Here is a 15746-nt window from a genome sequence, read left to right on the forward strand (position 1 = left end):
AATGATCACAATCGATTTATTTGCTGGTTGTGGTGGTTTATCTTTAGGTTTCCAGAAAGCGGGGTTTACTATTGTGGCTGCATTTGATAATTGGATACCTGCTATAGATGTCTATAGAAATAACTTTAGTCATCCGATATTTAATGTCGATTTATCTAGAGAATCTAATCAAGAAATATTGGCTCAATATAATCCTGAGATTATTGTCGGCAGCCCTCCTTGTCAAGACTTTTCCAGTGCCGGTAAGAGAAACGAGGGTTTAGGACGAGCGAATCTAACGCTCACATTCGCTGAAATTGTCACTAGAGTAAGTCCCCAATGGTTTGTTATGGAAAATGTGGATAGAATTGAGAAAAGTAAAATACTCACTCAGGCAAAACAAATTTTTAAAAGCCATGGTTATGGTTTGACTGGAAAAGTTATTAATTCTTGTTACTGCGGAGTTCCTCAAACTAGAAAAAGATATTTTCTGATCGGTAAAATGAAGCAAGAAGATGATTTTTTAATCGATGAGATCAATGAAAATCTATCAAGTCAACCTCTGACTGTATTTGACTATATGGGCAAAGAATTAGATATAGAATACTATTATAGACATCCTAGAAGCTATCAAAGAAGGGCGATATTCAGTATTTATGAACCTAGCCCTACTATTCGAGGAGTAAATCGACCAATTCCCAAAACCTATCGACAACATCCCGGTGATGCTTGTCATCTTAATGAAAAATTAAGACCGCTAACAACGAGCGAGAGAAGCTATATCCAAACTTTTCCTAAAGACTTTATTTTTGCTGGAACAAAATCTAATCTAGAACAAATGATTGGCAATGCTGTCCCTGTTAATTTGGCCAGATATGTAGGCCAATGTATTCTTAACTATGAATTGAAAAAAGGGAAAAAGATAACCTATCGACAACTACAGCTATTTTCTTGATTTACTGGCAAAAACAAATTTCCCAAAAACTCAAAACTCTAATTCTTATGAAAGCATCCCCTAGAAAATGCAGATTTTTCTGGTATATCTGAACTTTTTCCATACATATCTACTACAATAGCCGAAAACCATTATCTATCAATGGATATACCCCTTAACTTTTCCTAATATACCCATGTAATTTGCAATATTTCCTCATGGAGGGGAATTCTCTCCATTTGCTAGAATGATGGCCATGGCTATCTAGACTTCCCCCACATACATAAATACTAAAAAATCAACAAAACCCTGACTGCATGGAGCTTCTCAGAAAAAATTGAAAAGACGCTCCTGGTTACATTTTTCGCTTGAAAATCGCTGTACCGTTGACTGTATCTGGATTAGAGCGATTCCGTAGAGTTGGCTGTATAGCGATCACTAACCTGATGGTGACAGATGGTGTCATTAATCTCTAGAGTAAGGGATTCCCTCTGTAGCCATGTTTTTGCTGGTTTTCTGCACCGAAATAAGCTATAATGGCGGAAAAGTCAAATTGGAAGATTTTTGCCTCAAACCCTATCTGTCTAAGGACTTCAGGATTTTGTGTCCAGTAGTCCATTGGTATTATATTGATTTAACTCAGGCTCTGTAAGACTTTTAGCCATAGCTAGTATGTTTATAAGTACCTAAGCAAAATTAATTACACATCTAAACCACTACTCCTTCAGACTTCATGGTGTGAGGAAACAGTGAACTGAAAACTCAAATCCGATCCCTAATAGCTGTCTCCTGTCTCCTGTCTCCTGTCTCGACTAGGAAATTAATTTTGCACGACTACTTAGGGGGGAAGTCCAGTGATAACTCGTTGTCACTATCTCGAAACAATGACTAATGAAATTAAAAACTTGACTAACTATCATTGGCTAACTTATGAGTGATTGTTATCACCCTTATGAGTGATTGTTATCACCTTTAACAGGATTTAGTATAAAAACGGGTTAATTAGGGTTACAATGTTGCCAAAAACTCCAAGTGATGCTATTATAATGTTAAAACACCTTACTCTGGAGTGTTAAGGCCATGAATCAAAAAATATTAAGGAAATTAATTTCTTTTGCTGGTGGCGATAAGCTAGGATTGTTAAAATTAGCGATCGCATCCTCCTGTTTAGTGATTGTTCCGCAGGTGCAAGTTAGGGCGGCATCTATTCCCATATTGAATCATAGCTTTGAAAACCCGATGGCTCCTATGCAGTCAGGTGGTTCTTATTATAGCATGAATGTCATCAATAACTGGATCCTAACTCCTCCTCCTACTGGACCGATTCCTTTGCAGGGGGTTTTTAGCCCAATGATGGCGCCCGCGACCACAAGTGCTTTCACTGACCCGATCCCCGATGGCTCTCAAACTGCCTACAGTAACGGGGGAACCATCCGCCAGGTACTTACTGCAACTTTGCAAGCGAAGACGCAATATACTTTGGGGGCCTATGTCGGGAACAGAAACTTTCAAGCTTTCCCGGGTTACAGTATCGAACTTTGGGCCGGAGGTAATCTTCTAGCTAGTAACGGTAGTGTTACTCCTGCTGATGGCAGGTTCTCACTTGTCACCGTTAACTATACCAGTGGCAGTATGGTTACCTCCGGGCAGGCATTAGAAATCCGCCTGGTCTCATCGGGAGTACAGGCCAATTTCGATCTGATAACCCTTAACGCTACTCCTATTCCTACTCCTATTCCCGAACCTTCCGCAATATTAGGATTGCTAGGTTTCGGACTGTTGGGGATTGGTTTGAAGTTAAAATAAAAACGGTAGATTTAAACGAAGTGGGAAAATAAAGTTTTGCTTCCCCCGCTTTCTGCGCTAAATCTACTTAAGAGCCTCAAGCTTTCCTGTGACTATCCCACTTTTTCTAAGACCGACTCCGCTCGTTGACGGTCTTTTACGGCTGCTTCTTCGGGTTTCCCTTCAGGTGCTGGGCATAAAACAAGGTGACTTGTTTTATGCCCAGTCTGAACTGGCATTAACTTATACGGTATGTGTTTTGTTAGTAATTCCCTATGTTCATTAAGTAGGGTTTGCTGAATAAATTTGAAATGTAGGCAAAGTAAAGGTTTTGGGGCTTTTCTCGCGAAACAGGTGCAAGATTTTGAGAGAATCGTCGTTCAAAACCTTGCGTCTTCATCGGCCCGCGTCCTGTAGGGGCGAAGCATTCGGACAATAACCTATCGGTGAAAAGGTAGATTTTCTATCCGAATGCTTCGCCCGTACTTATTCAGCAAACCCTAAGTATATCCTATGGGATGCAAAAGGACAAGCGGTAAAAAGATAACGCGTTACATTTTATGCTTCGCATCCTAATATATCGGTGATCGCTGTACCTCATTATTGACCGTTGAAGAAATTGGCTTGCCCTAAGATTAAAGGCACATTGGGTGCTTGAGTGCAAGCGAAGGCAAGATCAAGGGTGGGGAATGAACTGACTTGGACATCAACAACGAGCGCACGCGCTTCCCATCGAGCCAGGTTTCCTGCCAATAGAGAGCAGCAATTATTGTCGGTTGGGTTGACGCCAGGAAAGCCGACCAAGAGTAACCTTTAGGGTGGTTGGGTTTCGCTTAAACAAGGGACTTGAGCTATTTTCGACCCGGTATTGTTGCGCTCAACCCAACCTACGCAGCGATGCGATCGCCCTGAAAGTGTAGGTGAGCAATACCTAACCTTGCTTCTATTCTTGTGTCAGAAACTGTTAAACCAGGCTCTGTTTACTTAAGGGAATACATGAGCATGGTGCGTTCCCAAAAATCGATCGGTGGAGTAGTAGGACTTGCATTAGGGAACGCACCCTACAGCTAATTACCAGTTTTTTTGGGATATTTCCCAGCAGAAACAATTAAGAAAGCTAAAACAATATACAATATGGTAGTAAAGGACACTCTTGCTAAAACTGTTAATCCATTTAACGAATATAACTTAAAAGTTTCCTGATTGTTAATAAATTTTGTATAGAAGGCATTCTCTGTAATAGCTTTAGCTAATCTTTCGGATGCTGTGAAAGTGTCAATTATCATCAAAATATGAGCAAAAAACAAAAAGACTACAGCAAGCAATAAAAACCGAATAATTTTTTTGTTCATTGCCAAGTATTCTCGTGCATTTTCAGAAGTTACGAGCCACCCAATTGCTGCCAATTGCAAGCCCATTGTTGACCAAATTATATTAAGATGAACAGTCTTATTGTCTTTTAGAGAATTTAATAACAGATCGAAAATTTCTTTTCCTGGATCACAATTCATAAGCTACTCCTTGTTGACATAGACTAACACTCAAGCTTGAGTGGAAGGAGAAACCCAACCAGACTAGACGGGGACTTTCTATATATGACACCAAATACACATTAAAAAAAAATCTTTCTGTATATTAACAGAGCGATCGCAAAAAACTTTCCCCATAACACGACAATAAGCCTTCTATGGGGAAATTCAACTAAAACCCTAAAACCCAATACCCAAACGCCAAAACCTAAAGCTCAACAGTTAAACCCTAACAGCTAACGCACCGATCGAGCGATCAATCATTATTATAGAGACAGTAACAAATATTTATGAAACTTCATGCTTATTAATCACCTTGGCATCGATCGCGGGAAAAAATTCCTTAAAGAGACTATCTTGTTCGGAAATGACCCTAATCCCGAATTAATTGGCATTTTAGGGGTTTATTTCGTGCAGGGCATTCTCGGACTCTCCCGATTAGCGGTTAGCTTCTTTTTAAAAGACGATTTGGCCTTGAGTCCCTCCCAGATGGGGGCATTAATCGGAGTGGCGGCGATTCCTTGGGTGATTAAACCAGCTTTTGGCTTTCTTTCGGATGGTTTGCCTATTTTCGGCTATCGTCGTCGGCCTTACCTCATTTTATCGGGAATTCTCGGTGTTTTAGCTTGGTTGGCCCTAGCCACTGTGGTGGAGAATGCTTGGCAAGCGACGGCGGCGATCCTGCTTGGTTCCCTTTCTGTCACCATTAGTGATGTCATCGTCGATTCTTTGGTAGTAGAAAGGGCCCGCAGAGAGTCCTTCACTCAATCTGGTTCTCTACAGTCCTTAACTTGGGGAATATCGGCCCTAGGCGGCTTAATTACGGCTTATCTGGGGGGTTGGTTACTGGCACACCTCGGTACTCGTCCTGTCTTCGCTCTCACTGCTATTTTTCCCCTGATTGCCTCAGCCATGGCGTTTTTAATTACAGAGGAAAAAATCAAGAATAATAACGATGCACGATCTAAGCCGAAAGTCAAGGAGCAAATCGGGCAATTATGGTCAGCAATTAGACAAAAATCAATTTTATTACCCACTGCCTTTATTTTTCTCTGGCAGGCTACTCCTAGCGCCGATTCTGCCTTTTTTTACTTCACCACCAACGAGTTAGGATTTGAACCGGAATTTTTAGGACGAGTGCGCTTAGTCACCAGTTTAGCCTCGATCCTGGGTATCTGGGTATATCAAAGGTTTTTAAAAGCGATTTCCTTCCGTCTAATTTTGGGTTGGAGTACGGTGATTTCCGCGCTTTTAGGCATGACTACCCTACTCTTAGTTACCCATGCTAATCGAGCGCTCGGTATTGACGATCATTGGTTTAGTTTGGGGGATAGTCTCATCCTCACCGTCATGGGACAAATTGCCTTTTTACCCGTCTTAATCTTATCGGCCCGTCTTTGTCCCGTGGGCATTGAAGCATCTCTATTCGCTTTATTAATGTCTATCTGGAATATGTCAGGATTAGTTTCCCAAGAAATCGGTGCTTTATTAACCCATTGGTTGGGAGTCACCGAAACTAATTTTGATAACCTTTGGTTATTGGTGGTGATTACTAATCTCTCTACTCTCCTACCTTTACCCCTAATTAAATGGCTACCTTCTACGGATCCGCAATCTCAGGAAGTCAAGAAAACTTTTCCCCCCGCAGAAGTCTTTGAACATCATGTTACCGGTTCTTTAGCTGAACCCGGTTTTATTCCCGAACTTGTCCCCGAATTAATCGACACAAGAGATTGACAGTCCAGAAAAGGGGTTTCTCAAAGAAACCCCTTTTCTATGGCATTCATCTTGCTTAATTCATAACAGTTTTTAACTTTTCCAAGACAGAATTGTTTAACGTAATTTTTCCCATTCTTCTCTACTAATATTTGCTTGTTGTAAAATTTTAGCCAGCAAGCTTTTACTGATATCTCCTTGGTGTGGATTAGGAATCCAGATTTTTAACTTTCCCTGCACCATATATTGATGATTTCCTCCTACCAGAGGACCAGAAAATCCCAGCTTTCTCAACTGGCGAATTAACTCTTTCCTTTTGATGGGGGCAAAAGGTGGCATCAGGCGATTTTTTGTTGAGGGGTTAGATTGATACCGTCAACAATCGGTAACTGATGCTGTAAGCGTAGTCCTAAAATAACCCAGCCTTCCAAAACTTCCTGTAACTGTTCCTTAGTAGCTTCGAGGGTTGTTTCATTAGCATATACTCCCTCAAATCCCGGAATTTCTCCATAAAAAGTACCGTCTTCTAGAACTTCATAAGTTGCCAGTTCCATTGCTTGTTTTAGATATTTTGTTAGCATCATTGACAGGAATAAAGCTCAGTTATTGTCTCGAAGATTGTCGATTTGATGATCAGTTGTTTTGAACTTGGCGATAATTTTGCCCTGTTTCTCCAGAAAACGGGTTTCTCAAAGAAACCCGTTTTCTAGGTTTTCTAACTGCTGTCTTCGTCTTTGACGATTTTCCGCTTCTAAGCGACTAATCGCTTCTTCTCATTGTAATCCAACTAATTCCATCTCTTGACAATTGCGGTGTGCTTTTGCCAAAGTTTGCTTAAGTTGATCAGAATCCCGGGGAAGCTGAGGAACAAAATCCATATTTAACTCCATTCAAGTTTAATTTCTTCGACACTACGCATCAAGGCAGGAATCGGCACTTGGGTTGTCTTAATCACTGTTCCAATCCTCGAACATCTGCCCAACGCTAGTATAACGCTTAAGACGCTCAGGATGTTTTTCTACTTCTTCAATGGCGGCGAGCGTTTCTGTATTAGGAATTTGAACATCAAAGGGAAAACCTTGATGACAATTGACATCAGATAAGGCTGGATGCTGAATTTTTTGTAGGAGAAGCTGTTGTTCTTCGTCAGTTAAGGAAAGGATAATTTGAGCAAGGGAATCAATTAGTTTAGTATTGATTGCAGTAGCAGATTGACTCATATAGCGTTTACATTGTTTAATAGTATATTTTTGAATTGGCGATTTATGAGCAGTTGTTTCGACTCTGGTGACTCAAGCTAAAGGAGAGTTTTAAACTCTGCCACTGTCAATCCCGCTTGACGAATGATAGATATCAGCGTTCCCTTAGCGACTTCTCGATGGTCAGGGATGGTGATGCGTCGATAGGGATAGGATTTTTGTCTGAGTATGATATGACTTCCTCGCTGCCGATCTAATTCGTAGCCAATCTTGCCCAGTGCTTTAACGACTTGGCGACCAGCGATAGGAGGGAGTTCACTCATAATTTAACCTCTACCAGTTCCTCAGAAATTGGTGGTGGAATCGGTTCATTGTGCGCTTCTAGGCTTTCTAGATATAAAGCAATTGCTTCCTGAATGTTGGCGAGTAACTCGAACCGGGTATTGCCTTGAGAAATACAGCCGGGTAGGGAGGGAACTTCAGCCACATAAATGCCATCTTCATCTTGCTCAATTAAGACGCGATATTTCATGGGTTTGTCCTTGCTTTGAATTGATTGGAAGTTAATTATTTGAATCCAGTCTAGCGCGAGTTAGCAACTCCTAGCGATCGCGGCTTATTCCAGAAAAGGGGTTTCTCAAAGAAACCCGTTTTCTATGGCACGGATTAGGGAACCAAGTCCTGTCTTTTGGTAAATTCTATCCAAAAGCCTATCCCCCCCCGATTTTGTCAAGTATCGCTGTTTTAAGCGATTATATAGGGTTTTATCGATGTTTTTCGTCAATTATTCTGGGATGAGGTAGGAGTGAAGATCGATCGCCCTAAGTCCAGAAAACGAGTTTCTTTAAAAAACCCGTTTTCTCAGTTGATGAAATAAGCTAAAATCGAATCAACTCGTTGCCCTCGCCTTATGTTTTCTATCCAAACTACCTACACTCAAGCTCAAGAAAATTTAGCGAGCCTTCTGGATCGATTGGAAAGCGAGAATAGTATGGCGATTATTACGCGCCCTGGTCATAAAGATATGGCACTATTGAGCGCAGAGGAATTAACTGGCTTATTAGAAACCGTTTATCTTTTGCGATCGCCTGCGAATGCGAGAAAGTTATTGGCAGCACTGGAACGTTCAATGGAGAGGGACGTTCAAACAATACCGGGACAGACAGTTACAGAACTTTGTCAGGAGTTAGGAATTGAACGCCAAGAGTAGGGCAATTGTCTTTGATCACCAATTTCGAGAAGATTTAAGATGGTGGTATAAAACAGATAAAAAAGCTGATTAAGAAAACGGGTTTCTCAAAGAAATCCGTTTTCTTCCTTTTTCTTCCCAAAGAAATCCGTTTTCTCAGTTCAAATGGCGCTTAAATGCCGCTGCTGTTCCCAGTAAGCCTAGGGCCAGCAAACCTAAGCCAGAACTTGATTCAGGAACAGGAACAGTCTGGGCAAACCGGACTTCAGAGAGACCAATAGGCCCTGGTGCTGTCCAACCAACGAACCAATTGTTTGCTACATCAATTCTAGCATATTGGGCTTGAATTAAAGGAAAGGAAAAGATTGTCGCTGGTATGTTAGTTGCCGTACCTTCAGGTAGTGTTAGGGTTCCTGATACATAAACTGGACTGCTAAAGTCGGAGTTATTGGAGAGAATTAGTGTGAAATCCTTGATTCCGCGATCAGTAGCTGTGGTATTAAAAGCGTTGTAATTCCACAAAGCCAAGGTATCTAAGAACACAGAACTGCCAAAATCAAAATCAAGATTGACATCAGCAGGAGTTGTCCCGATTTCTAAACGTACTCCCCAGAAATTAGACAAATCGGTACCTCCGACGTGCTGTTGCTGCAAAGCGTTTCCAGGTCCAGTCAACCCATTGCCGTTGGCAGTGTTGACTAAGGCTCCAATCGTGGGAGTAGCAGTGCCTGCATTAAGCGTTAAGGTTGGAGTGGGATTGTAGATGATCGGCAGCGCTTGGACGGGGAGGATAGTCATTCCAGCGATCGCGCTAACTGTGCCAGCGAAGACAACACCAGCCAGAGAGAGAGATTTGAAGTTAGTTGTAAAATTCATGGGCAATTTTGGGCAAATTCCACCAGCATTTTACCCCCCCCCCCCCGATTTTGTCAAATATCGCTTTTTTATCGATTGCATAGATGTATAGAGTTTTATCTCCAGAAAACGGGTTTCTCAAAGAAACCCGTTTTATCAGTGCGATCGCTTGTGGAAGATCGGGTTTGGGATATTTGTAATGTTTGATACAAATCTCTCGATCATCTGTTCTTAAGATTAAGGCTGGTGTTGCTCATTGATCGGAAAAGAGGCCGGCGCAAGCAGATAAAAACCGCAGAGAAGCTTGTGCCGTGGGATCAAAATTATTAAGCGGAGAATAGCCTCTGACCGGAATTCAACATCAAAATCAGTAGGAAACTTGTCATCGCCTAAGTAAAGTAACCCTTTATCCACGACACAGCAAAATAGGAAAAATACTTATGAGTTATGGAACCCGTGTTCAAGCTATCTCTCAAGTAACGGATCGTAAACCCCTACCTAGCAAAATTCCTCAGCGTTTAGAGGCCCTCTGGGCAACCGATGTCTTTACCCTGAGCAAAATGCAGGCCAGTCTTCCCAAAGACGTATTCAAGTCGGTCAAAAACACGATTTTAACCGGGGGAAAATTAGACGTTTCCATCGCCAGTACGGTAGCGGCAGCGATGAAGGATTGGGCTACGTCCAAAGGGGCGCTGTACTATGCCCACGTCTTCTATCCGATGACCAACGCCACCGCCGAAAAACACGATGGTTTTATCTCCGTGCAGAGCGACGGCTCGGTGATCACAGAATTTACGGGCAAAGTCTTAGTACAGGGGGAACCGGACGGCTCCTCCTTTCCTAACGGCGGACTTCGCTCCACCTTTGAAGCGCGGGGTTACACCGCTTGGGATGTCACCAGTCCCGCCTACGTCATGGAGACGGATAATGGTGTCACCCTGTGTATCCCCACGGTTTTCATCTCTTGGACAGGAGAGGCCCTCGACAAAAAAACGCCGCTTTTACGCTCGATTTCATCGATGAGTAAAGCCGCCACCAGGGTGCTGAAGCTCTTAGGACATACGGAAGTCGCCCCCGTTAACTCCAGCTGCGGTGCTGAACAGGAATATTTCCTCGTAGATGCTCATTTTGCCCATAGTCGCCCCGATTTACTGCTCACCGGTCGCACCCTATTTGGTAAACCCGCCGCCAAGGGTCAACAGTTTGACGATCATTATTTTGGCGCGATTCCCGAACGGGTTCAGGTTTTTATGCAGGAAGTGGAGGAAAGAATGTATCGCCTCGGCATTCCGGCCAAAACCCGCCATAACGAAGTCGCTCCCGGACAGTTCGAGATTGCGCCCTTTTTCGAGGCTGCTAACGTGGCCAGTGACCATCAGCAGTTAATTATGACTTTGCTGAAAAGTACGGCTAAAAAACACGGTTTTGTTTGCCTACTGCACGAAAAACCCTTTGCGGGAATTAATGGTTCGGGAAAACACGTTAACTGGTCCGTCGGCAACGCTACCCAGGGCAATTTGTTGGATCCGGGCGATACTCCCCACGCTAATATGCAGTTTTTGTTATTCTGTGGGGCGGTAATTCGTGGCGTTCACAAGTACGGGCCGCTTTTACGCGCAGTGGTGGCTACCGCCAGCAATGATCACCGTTTGGGGGCAAATGAAGCTCCCCCCGCCATTATTTCGGTATATTTGGGCAGCCAGTTAGAAAAGGTATTCGACCAAATTAGCCAAGGCCGAATTGAGGGTTCTGATGCCCCGGGGTTGATGGATCTCGGTGTCGATACCCTGCCGGTATTCCCCAAGGATCCTGGTGATCGCAATCGTACCTCTCCTTTTGCTTTTACGGGCAATCGCTTTGAATTCCGCGCCGTGGGTTCTAATCAGTCAGTTTCCGGGCCGCTGGTGGCGATGAACACGATTCTAGCCGATTCCCTGACTTGGGTGGCGGATAACCTAGAAAGCCGGATGAAAGCTGGGGAAGACCTCAAGACTGCTGCCCAGGGTGTTCTCAAGGAGATCATGGACAAACACAGAAATGTGATCTTCGGAGGTAACGGATATTCCCCAGAATGGCACAAAATGGCGGTAGAAGAGCGCGGTTTGGCCAATCTCCGCACCACCGCCGATGCTTTACCCGTGCTGAAAGCCGATTATATTGAAGAACTGTTTACCCGCATGGGTGTGTTTACCCCCGTTGAACTGGAAAGTCGTTTCGATGTCTATGCGGAACAGTATTTGCTGGCCATCGAGGTGGAGGCGAAACTGGTGGTAAGTATGGCTAAAACGATTATTTATCCCGCTGCTGTTCGCTACTTGTCGGAATTGTCTTTGGCGATCTCTAATGCGGCGGCGATCGGCATCGAGATCAATAAGGAAAACGCCCAAACCGTCTCGAATCTGATTAAGTTAATGATGGATAGCGTTGGCAACCTGAGTGAGGCCATTGCTAAACACGATTTTGACTCGATCGAAGAACATATGCAGCATTCCGCTCAAACAATCCGTCCCTTGATGGATAAGGTGCGCGAATATGCTGACACGCTGGAAGGAGAAGTGGCCGACAATTTCTGGCCGCTGCCTACCTATCAAGAAATGTTGTTTGTTAAATAACAAGACGGCAAGGAGGGGGTAAATAGGCTGAAAAAATGATTAGCCACCCCCTTCTTTTTAGCTCTGGTAGTTTTAAGTTATGTTAAGAAAAGTAAATATAAACCTAAAACTACTATGGTACTAACTCCGACAATTGGCGAAAAATCCTATAATCGTCAGGATTGGCAAAAAGGCTATCAATCCCAACCTAACGAGTACGATTACGAGGTAGAAGACATTGAGGGGCAAATTCCCCCCGATTTACAGGGTACAGTCTTTAAAAACGGCCCCGGTTTACTGGATATCGCTGGCACTGCGATCGCTCATCCCTTTGATGGGGATGGTATGATCAGCGCGATTAGCTTCAATCATGGGCGCGTACATTATCGTAATCGTTTTGTGAAAACCGAGGGTTATCTCCAGGAACAGAAAGCGGGAAAACCCCTTTATCGCGGTGTTTTCGGCACGAAAAAACCGGGGGGAATTTTCGGCAATGCTTTTGATTTGCGTCTGAAAAATATTGCTAACACTAATGTTATCTACTGGGGTGATAAATTACTGGCACTTTGGGAAGCGGCCGAACCCCATCGCCTCGATGCTAAAACCCTTGATACTATTGGTTTAGACTATCTCGATGGTATCTTGGAAAAAGGCGATTCTTTTGCCGCTCATCCTCGCATTGATCCCGCTTGTATCTTCGATAATCATCAACCTTGTCTGGTAAATTTTGCCATTAAAACGGGTTTGTCGAGTGCCATTACTCTCTACGAAATTAGTCCCACGGGTAAGTTATTACGTCGTCATACCCACAGTGTACCGGGCTTTTGTTTTATCCACGATTTTGTTATTACTCCCCACTACGCTATCTTTTTCCAAAACCCGGTTGGTTATAATCCTTTTCCCTTTCTTTTTGGGTTAAAAGGTGCGGGAGAATGCGTCATTAATCAACCGGACAAGTTAACTAGGATTATTATTATCCCCCGGAATCCTAACAAAGGAGAAGTGAAAGTTTTAGAAACTCCATCAGGTTTTGTCTTCCATCATAGCAATGCTTTTGAACAACTTGCCCCGAGCTACGTCGAAGGGGGGGAGAAAATTTATATTGATTCTATTTGTTATCAATCCTTACCACAACTGGATTCAAATAGCAATTTTCAATCGGTAGATTTTGATAGTTTAGCTCCAGGACATCTGTGGCGATTTACACTAAATTTATCAGAAAATACCGTTACAAGAGAATGTATTCTAGAGCATTGTTGTGAGTTTCCCAGCATTAATCCTGCAAAAGTTGGTCGAGATTACCGTTATTTATACATCGCTGCCACTCATCATGCCACTGGTAATGCTCCTTTGCAAGCAATCTTAAAACTGGACTTATTAACGGGAGAAAAACAATTACATTCTTTTGCTCCCCGGGGATTTGCGGGTGAACCAATTTTTGTGCCTAAACCCGATGGAATTGCTGAAGATGATGGTTGGTTATTGGTAGTCACCTACGATGCAGCCAATCATCGATCGAATATGGTAATCTTAGATGCTAAAGATATCACTAATTCCCTAGCAGTTATCCATCTTAAACACCATATTCCCTACGGGTTACACGGTAGCTGGACTAGACAATGTTTTTAAGTTAATTCTGTGGGGGTGGATTGAAAACCCACCTTTGCTAAACTTTACTCTTGAGAGCCTTCTTGTAGTAGCCAAAAACCAGCGAAGGATTCCGATTCAGGGTTAGATTGAACGGCTAAAAAATGCAGATTATTCGCTTTTTGTTTAGCTTCTTCAAAGTTTTTGGCTTCGTTTAAAGTCTCGGCATTAGTGACGTTGACGAGAATCCAGCTATCACTAGCACCCGTTTCTAAACGTAGCACGGGACGGGAACTGGTTTCTAACTTTAAATAGGCCATTTCTAACCCTGACATCCAACCAGCTAGGGGTAAAGCGCGGGGGGAAAAAATAACTAAACCGGGGATTTTTAGATTCTCATCTAATCCCATCCCTAGTATGGGCAAATTTTCTCCGAAGCTAATATCCCAGTCTTTTAAATCATTAAAAGAAGACAATTCTAGCGTGACAAAAGCCCATTTATCTGCCTTATCTCCCCGGACAGCATCGGGAAGGGGAACAGCATTTAAAGGAGGATAATTCACGGAAGCGGTTTTAGTTAAATTTTGATCATAACCAACTTCTTGGGGGTAGAAATTAACCATTCTTTCTTCTATCCATCTAGTGAGAGCATGAGTGCGACGACTAGGGGAAGCGGGAATACCGATATCTTCGCAAGCTTTGCTAATCATGTTATTCATCTGACGACGGAAAAAGCGAATTTTTTTGGGAGTTACCCCCGCTTCCTTGATAGCTGCAGTAATTGCCTCTCCTAACCATTGGGAATTAACCATCGTATTAGGACAATAACTGGCATATTTAAATAGTGTATCGGAGGAGCGATCGATTGTTGCTGGAGTTTCACAGATTAATAATTCCCATCTTTTTTTATTATTTTCATCCAGCACCGGCCGCGAATAAAAATCAAGTTCCCAAATAGTCATATTTTTTTCAGTTATCAGTTATCAGTTATCAGTTATCAGTTATCAGTTATCAGATTTGAGTTTTAAGTGTGCAGTATGTATTAAGTGGGCAGTATTAAATAGCAGCTTCCTACTGTCTTTTCACTGATTACTGCTCACTGTTTACTGTTTACTGCTCACTGAAAAATCCCCTATCCCCGACAACAGTACGAACGCGGTAGATAGGACGTTTTTGGGATTCATGGTAAGTTCGCATCAAAATTTCTGCCAAAAGACCAAAACAGAGTAATTGTACCCCAGTTAAAAAGAATAACACAGCTAGGATTAACAAAGGTCGATCGCCGATGTCTTGTCCGAAACCGAGTTTGAGAATAGTCAGATAAGTGCCTAAAATAATCCCCACCACCATGGATAACAGTCCGTAGAGTCCAAAAATGTGCATCGGACGGGTGAGGAACTTTTTCATAAAAAAGACAGTAAATAAGTCCATAATCACGCGAATTGTGCGACCTAAACCATATTTACTCTGTCCGAACCGTCTAGCGTGGTGATTAACGGGAATTTCGGTTATTTTTGCCCCTTCAATAAAAGCTAACGCGGGTAAAAAGCGATGTAATTCCCCGTAGAGATTCATATCGGCCACTAATTCGGCTCGATAGGCTTTCAAAGAACAACCGTAGTCGTGTAATTTGACCCCTGTTACCTTTGCTATTAGCCAATTAGCTATTTTTGAGGGTAAAAGCCGTTTTACCCGGTCATCTTGGCGATTTTTGCGCCAGCCACTCACGAGGTCATAACCTTCCTCTAATTTGGCCAATAATAGGGGTATATCATTGGGATCGTTCTGTAAATCGCCGTCGAGGGTAACGATTATCTGTCCCGTGGCATAATTAAATCCGGCAGCCATGGCGGGGGTTTGTCCGTAGTTGCGTCGCAATATTACCGCCTTGAGATCATGGCGATTTTGGGCTAAATTAGTTAAAACCTCGGTGGAACCATCCTTAGAACCGTCGTCAACACAGATAATCTCGTAGTTAATTTGATAAGAACGCAAAATCGTGGCGATACTCTCGACGAGATGGGGGATACTGTCCACTTCGTTATAAATGGGAACCACTACCGATAAAGTCTGGATAGCAGCCTGCGGGTTTGGTTCATTGACACTGATGGACGGTGTAATCGGGGGCATAGTTGACTGACGCAGGGGCCTTTTGGGGCGATTGTATCACAATTCAGTGATCAGTGATCAGTTATCAGTTATCAGTCATCAGTTAAGTAGGTGGGTGGAATTAAATATAAAATGAACGTAGCGACTGTCTTGATTGTCAAGGGGTAACTCAAAAAACAATCAAGGAGTTGCTGTCGAACCTAAAATCTCAAGCCAGAAAAAAAGCGCAGCAAAAACTAAGTCGCTCAGGTTAAACCAAAGCAAGCGCAACCC

General features: G+C 42.9%; 16 protein-coding genes. 6 read left to right on the forward strand and 10 right to left on the reverse strand.

What is annotated here, in order from left to right; translation table 11 throughout:
* Nucleotide 1: 1 nt before the first annotated feature.
* Nucleotides 2-934, forward strand: coding sequence for a DNA cytosine methyltransferase (locus ACE1AQ_RS03975; protein ID WP_008199563.1), 933 nt, complete (start codon nucleotides 2-4; stop codon nucleotides 932-934).
* Nucleotides 935-1385: 451 nt separating this feature from the next.
* Here the strand turns inward: ACE1AQ_RS03975 and ACE1AQ_RS03980 are convergent, their stop codons facing one another.
* Complete coding sequence (locus tag ACE1AQ_RS03980) at nucleotides 1386-1532, reverse strand: hypothetical protein (RefSeq protein WP_374807900.1); 147 nt, start codon at nucleotides 1530-1532, stop codon at nucleotides 1386-1388.
* A 461-nt stretch (nucleotides 1533-1993) separates the two neighbouring features.
* Between ACE1AQ_RS03980 and ACE1AQ_RS03985 the strand changes: the two genes are divergently transcribed.
* A complete protein-coding gene (locus tag ACE1AQ_RS03985) occupies nucleotides 1994-2719 on the forward strand; it encodes a PEP-CTERM sorting domain-containing protein (RefSeq protein WP_110544261.1) in 726 nt (241 codons plus the stop codon).
* A 1046-nt stretch (nucleotides 2720-3765) separates the two neighbouring features.
* Here the strand turns inward: ACE1AQ_RS03985 and ACE1AQ_RS03990 are convergent.
* Nucleotides 3766-4209 (reverse strand): hypothetical protein, encoded by a 444-nt coding sequence (locus ACE1AQ_RS03990; RefSeq protein ID WP_110544264.1) that lies wholly within the window; start codon nucleotides 4207-4209, stop codon nucleotides 3766-3768.
* A gap of 318 nt (nucleotides 4210-4527) precedes the next feature.
* Here ACE1AQ_RS03990 and ACE1AQ_RS03995 point away from each other — a divergent pair, with 318 nt between their 5' ends.
* Nucleotides 4528-5964, forward strand: a complete 1437-nt coding sequence (locus tag ACE1AQ_RS03995) for a folate/biopterin family MFS transporter (RefSeq protein ID WP_008199556.1) — start codon at nucleotides 4528-4530, stop codon at nucleotides 5962-5964.
* Nucleotides 5965-6060: 96 nt separating this feature from the next.
* On the opposite strand, the gene ACE1AQ_RS04000 is transcribed toward ACE1AQ_RS03995, so the two are convergent.
* The 5 genes from ACE1AQ_RS04000 to ACE1AQ_RS04020 all read right to left on the reverse strand — a co-directional run bounded on the left by ACE1AQ_RS04000 (nucleotide 6061) and on the right by ACE1AQ_RS04020 (nucleotide 7674).
* Nucleotides 6061-6282, reverse strand: a complete 222-nt coding sequence (locus ACE1AQ_RS04000; RefSeq protein WP_002732388.1) for a type II toxin-antitoxin system HicA family toxin — start codon at nucleotides 6280-6282, stop codon at nucleotides 6061-6063.
* Nucleotides 6282-6527, reverse strand: coding sequence for a type II toxin-antitoxin system HicB family antitoxin (locus tag ACE1AQ_RS04005; protein WP_002753457.1), 246 nt, complete (start codon nucleotides 6525-6527; stop codon nucleotides 6282-6284). The genes ACE1AQ_RS04000 and ACE1AQ_RS04005 overlap by 1 nt, the downstream gene beginning before the upstream one ends.
* Nucleotides 6528-6890: 363 nt before the next feature.
* Entirely contained in the window at nucleotides 6891-7163 is a 273-nt protein-coding gene (locus tag ACE1AQ_RS04010) for a hypothetical protein (protein ID WP_039899745.1), read from the reverse strand.
* 77 nt (nucleotides 7164-7240) lie between these two features.
* Nucleotides 7241-7465 (reverse strand): type II toxin-antitoxin system HicA family toxin, encoded by a 225-nt coding sequence (locus ACE1AQ_RS04015; RefSeq protein ID WP_110544268.1) that lies wholly within the window; start codon nucleotides 7463-7465, stop codon nucleotides 7241-7243.
* Complete coding sequence (locus ACE1AQ_RS04020; RefSeq protein WP_008199545.1) at nucleotides 7462-7674, reverse strand: type II toxin-antitoxin system HicB family antitoxin; 213 nt, start codon at nucleotides 7672-7674, stop codon at nucleotides 7462-7464. Before ACE1AQ_RS04020 ends, ACE1AQ_RS04015 begins: the two co-directional genes overlap by 4 nt.
* 378 nt (nucleotides 7675-8052) lie before the next feature.
* Between ACE1AQ_RS04020 and ACE1AQ_RS04025 the strand changes: the two genes are divergently transcribed.
* Nucleotides 8053-8352, forward strand: a complete 300-nt coding sequence (locus ACE1AQ_RS04025) for a type II toxin-antitoxin system Phd/YefM family antitoxin (RefSeq protein WP_002763657.1) — start codon at nucleotides 8053-8055, stop codon at nucleotides 8350-8352.
* A 135-nt stretch (nucleotides 8353-8487) separates the two neighbouring features.
* Here the strand turns inward: ACE1AQ_RS04025 and ACE1AQ_RS04030 are convergent, their stop codons facing one another.
* Nucleotides 8488-9207 carry a PEP-CTERM sorting domain-containing protein gene (locus tag ACE1AQ_RS04030; protein WP_110544271.1) on the reverse strand — a complete coding sequence of 240 codons (720 nt, stop codon included), beginning with the start codon at nucleotides 9205-9207 and terminating at the stop codon, nucleotides 8488-8490.
* 419 nt (nucleotides 9208-9626) lie between these two features.
* Between ACE1AQ_RS04030 and ACE1AQ_RS04035 the strand changes: the two genes are divergently transcribed.
* Together ACE1AQ_RS04035 and ACE1AQ_RS04040 are read left to right on the forward strand one after the other, a co-directional pair.
* The gene (locus ACE1AQ_RS04035) at nucleotides 9627-11798 is read left to right on the forward strand and encodes a glutamine synthetase III (RefSeq protein WP_110544274.1); all 2172 of its coding nucleotides are present in this window, start codon (nucleotides 9627-9629) and stop codon (nucleotides 11796-11798) included.
* A 114-nt stretch (nucleotides 11799-11912) separates the two neighbouring features.
* The gene (locus ACE1AQ_RS04040; protein ID WP_110544277.1) at nucleotides 11913-13406 is read left to right on the forward strand and encodes a carotenoid oxygenase family protein; all 1494 of its coding nucleotides are present in this window, start codon (nucleotides 11913-11915) and stop codon (nucleotides 13404-13406) included.
* 44 nt (nucleotides 13407-13450) lie between these two features.
* Here the strand turns inward: ACE1AQ_RS04040 and ACE1AQ_RS04045 are convergent, their stop codons facing one another.
* Together ACE1AQ_RS04045 and ACE1AQ_RS04050 are read right to left on the reverse strand one after the other, a co-directional pair.
* Nucleotides 13451-14326 (reverse strand): Tab2/Atab2 family RNA-binding protein, encoded by an 876-nt coding sequence (locus ACE1AQ_RS04045; RefSeq protein WP_110544281.1) that lies wholly within the window; start codon nucleotides 14324-14326, stop codon nucleotides 13451-13453.
* Between the two features lie 148 nt (nucleotides 14327-14474).
* Nucleotides 14475-15494 (reverse strand): glycosyltransferase, encoded by a 1020-nt coding sequence (locus ACE1AQ_RS04050; RefSeq protein WP_008199531.1) that lies wholly within the window; start codon nucleotides 15492-15494, stop codon nucleotides 14475-14477.
* Between the last annotated feature and the right edge of the window lie 252 nt (nucleotides 15495-15746).

This window comes from Microcystis sp. BLCC-F209 (genome assembly GCF_041928595.1).
Lineage (GTDB): Bacteria > Cyanobacteriota > Cyanobacteriia > Cyanobacteriales > Microcystaceae > Microcystis.

Excerpts from the sequence above, each read along its gene's own strand:
- ACE1AQ_RS03975 (WP_008199563.1), top strand. The coding sequence starts at position 2 with ATGATCACAATCGATTTATTTGCTGGTTGTGGTGGTTTATCTTTAGGT.
- ACE1AQ_RS03980 (WP_374807900.1), bottom strand. The coding sequence starts at position 1,532 with ATGGACTACTGGACACAAAATCCTGAAGTCCTTAGACAGATAGGGTTT.
- ACE1AQ_RS03985 (WP_110544261.1), top strand. The coding sequence starts at position 1,994 with ATGAATCAAAAAATATTAAGGAAATTAATTTCTTTTGCTGGTGGCGAT.
- ACE1AQ_RS03990 (WP_110544264.1), bottom strand. The coding sequence starts at position 4,209 with ATGAATTGTGATCCAGGAAAAGAAATTTTCGATCTGTTATTAAATTCT.
- ACE1AQ_RS03995 (WP_008199556.1), top strand. The coding sequence starts at position 4,528 with ATGCTTATTAATCACCTTGGCATCGATCGCGGGAAAAAATTCCTTAAA.
- ACE1AQ_RS04000 (WP_002732388.1), bottom strand. The coding sequence starts at position 6,282 with ATGCCACCTTTTGCCCCCATCAAAAGGAAAGAGTTAATTCGCCAGTTG.
- ACE1AQ_RS04005 (WP_002753457.1), bottom strand. The coding sequence starts at position 6,527 with ATGATGCTAACAAAATATCTAAAACAAGCAATGGAACTGGCAACTTAT.
- ACE1AQ_RS04010 (WP_039899745.1), bottom strand. The coding sequence starts at position 7,163 with ATGAGTCAATCTGCTACTGCAATCAATACTAAACTAATTGATTCCCTT.
- ACE1AQ_RS04015 (WP_110544268.1), bottom strand. The coding sequence starts at position 7,465 with ATGAGTGAACTCCCTCCTATCGCTGGTCGCCAAGTCGTTAAAGCACTG.
- ACE1AQ_RS04020 (WP_008199545.1), bottom strand. The coding sequence starts at position 7,674 with ATGAAATATCGCGTCTTAATTGAGCAAGATGAAGATGGCATTTATGTG.
- ACE1AQ_RS04025 (WP_002763657.1), top strand. The coding sequence starts at position 8,053 with ATGTTTTCTATCCAAACTACCTACACTCAAGCTCAAGAAAATTTAGCG.
- ACE1AQ_RS04030 (WP_110544271.1), bottom strand. The coding sequence starts at position 9,207 with ATGAATTTTACAACTAACTTCAAATCTCTCTCTCTGGCTGGTGTTGTC.
- ACE1AQ_RS04035 (WP_110544274.1), top strand. The coding sequence starts at position 9,627 with ATGAGTTATGGAACCCGTGTTCAAGCTATCTCTCAAGTAACGGATCGT.
- ACE1AQ_RS04040 (WP_110544277.1), top strand. The coding sequence starts at position 11,913 with ATGGTACTAACTCCGACAATTGGCGAAAAATCCTATAATCGTCAGGAT.
- ACE1AQ_RS04045 (WP_110544281.1), bottom strand. The coding sequence starts at position 14,326 with ATGACTATTTGGGAACTTGATTTTTATTCGCGGCCGGTGCTGGATGAA.
- ACE1AQ_RS04050 (WP_008199531.1), bottom strand. The coding sequence starts at position 15,494 with ATGCCCCCGATTACACCGTCCATCAGTGTCAATGAACCAAACCCGCAG.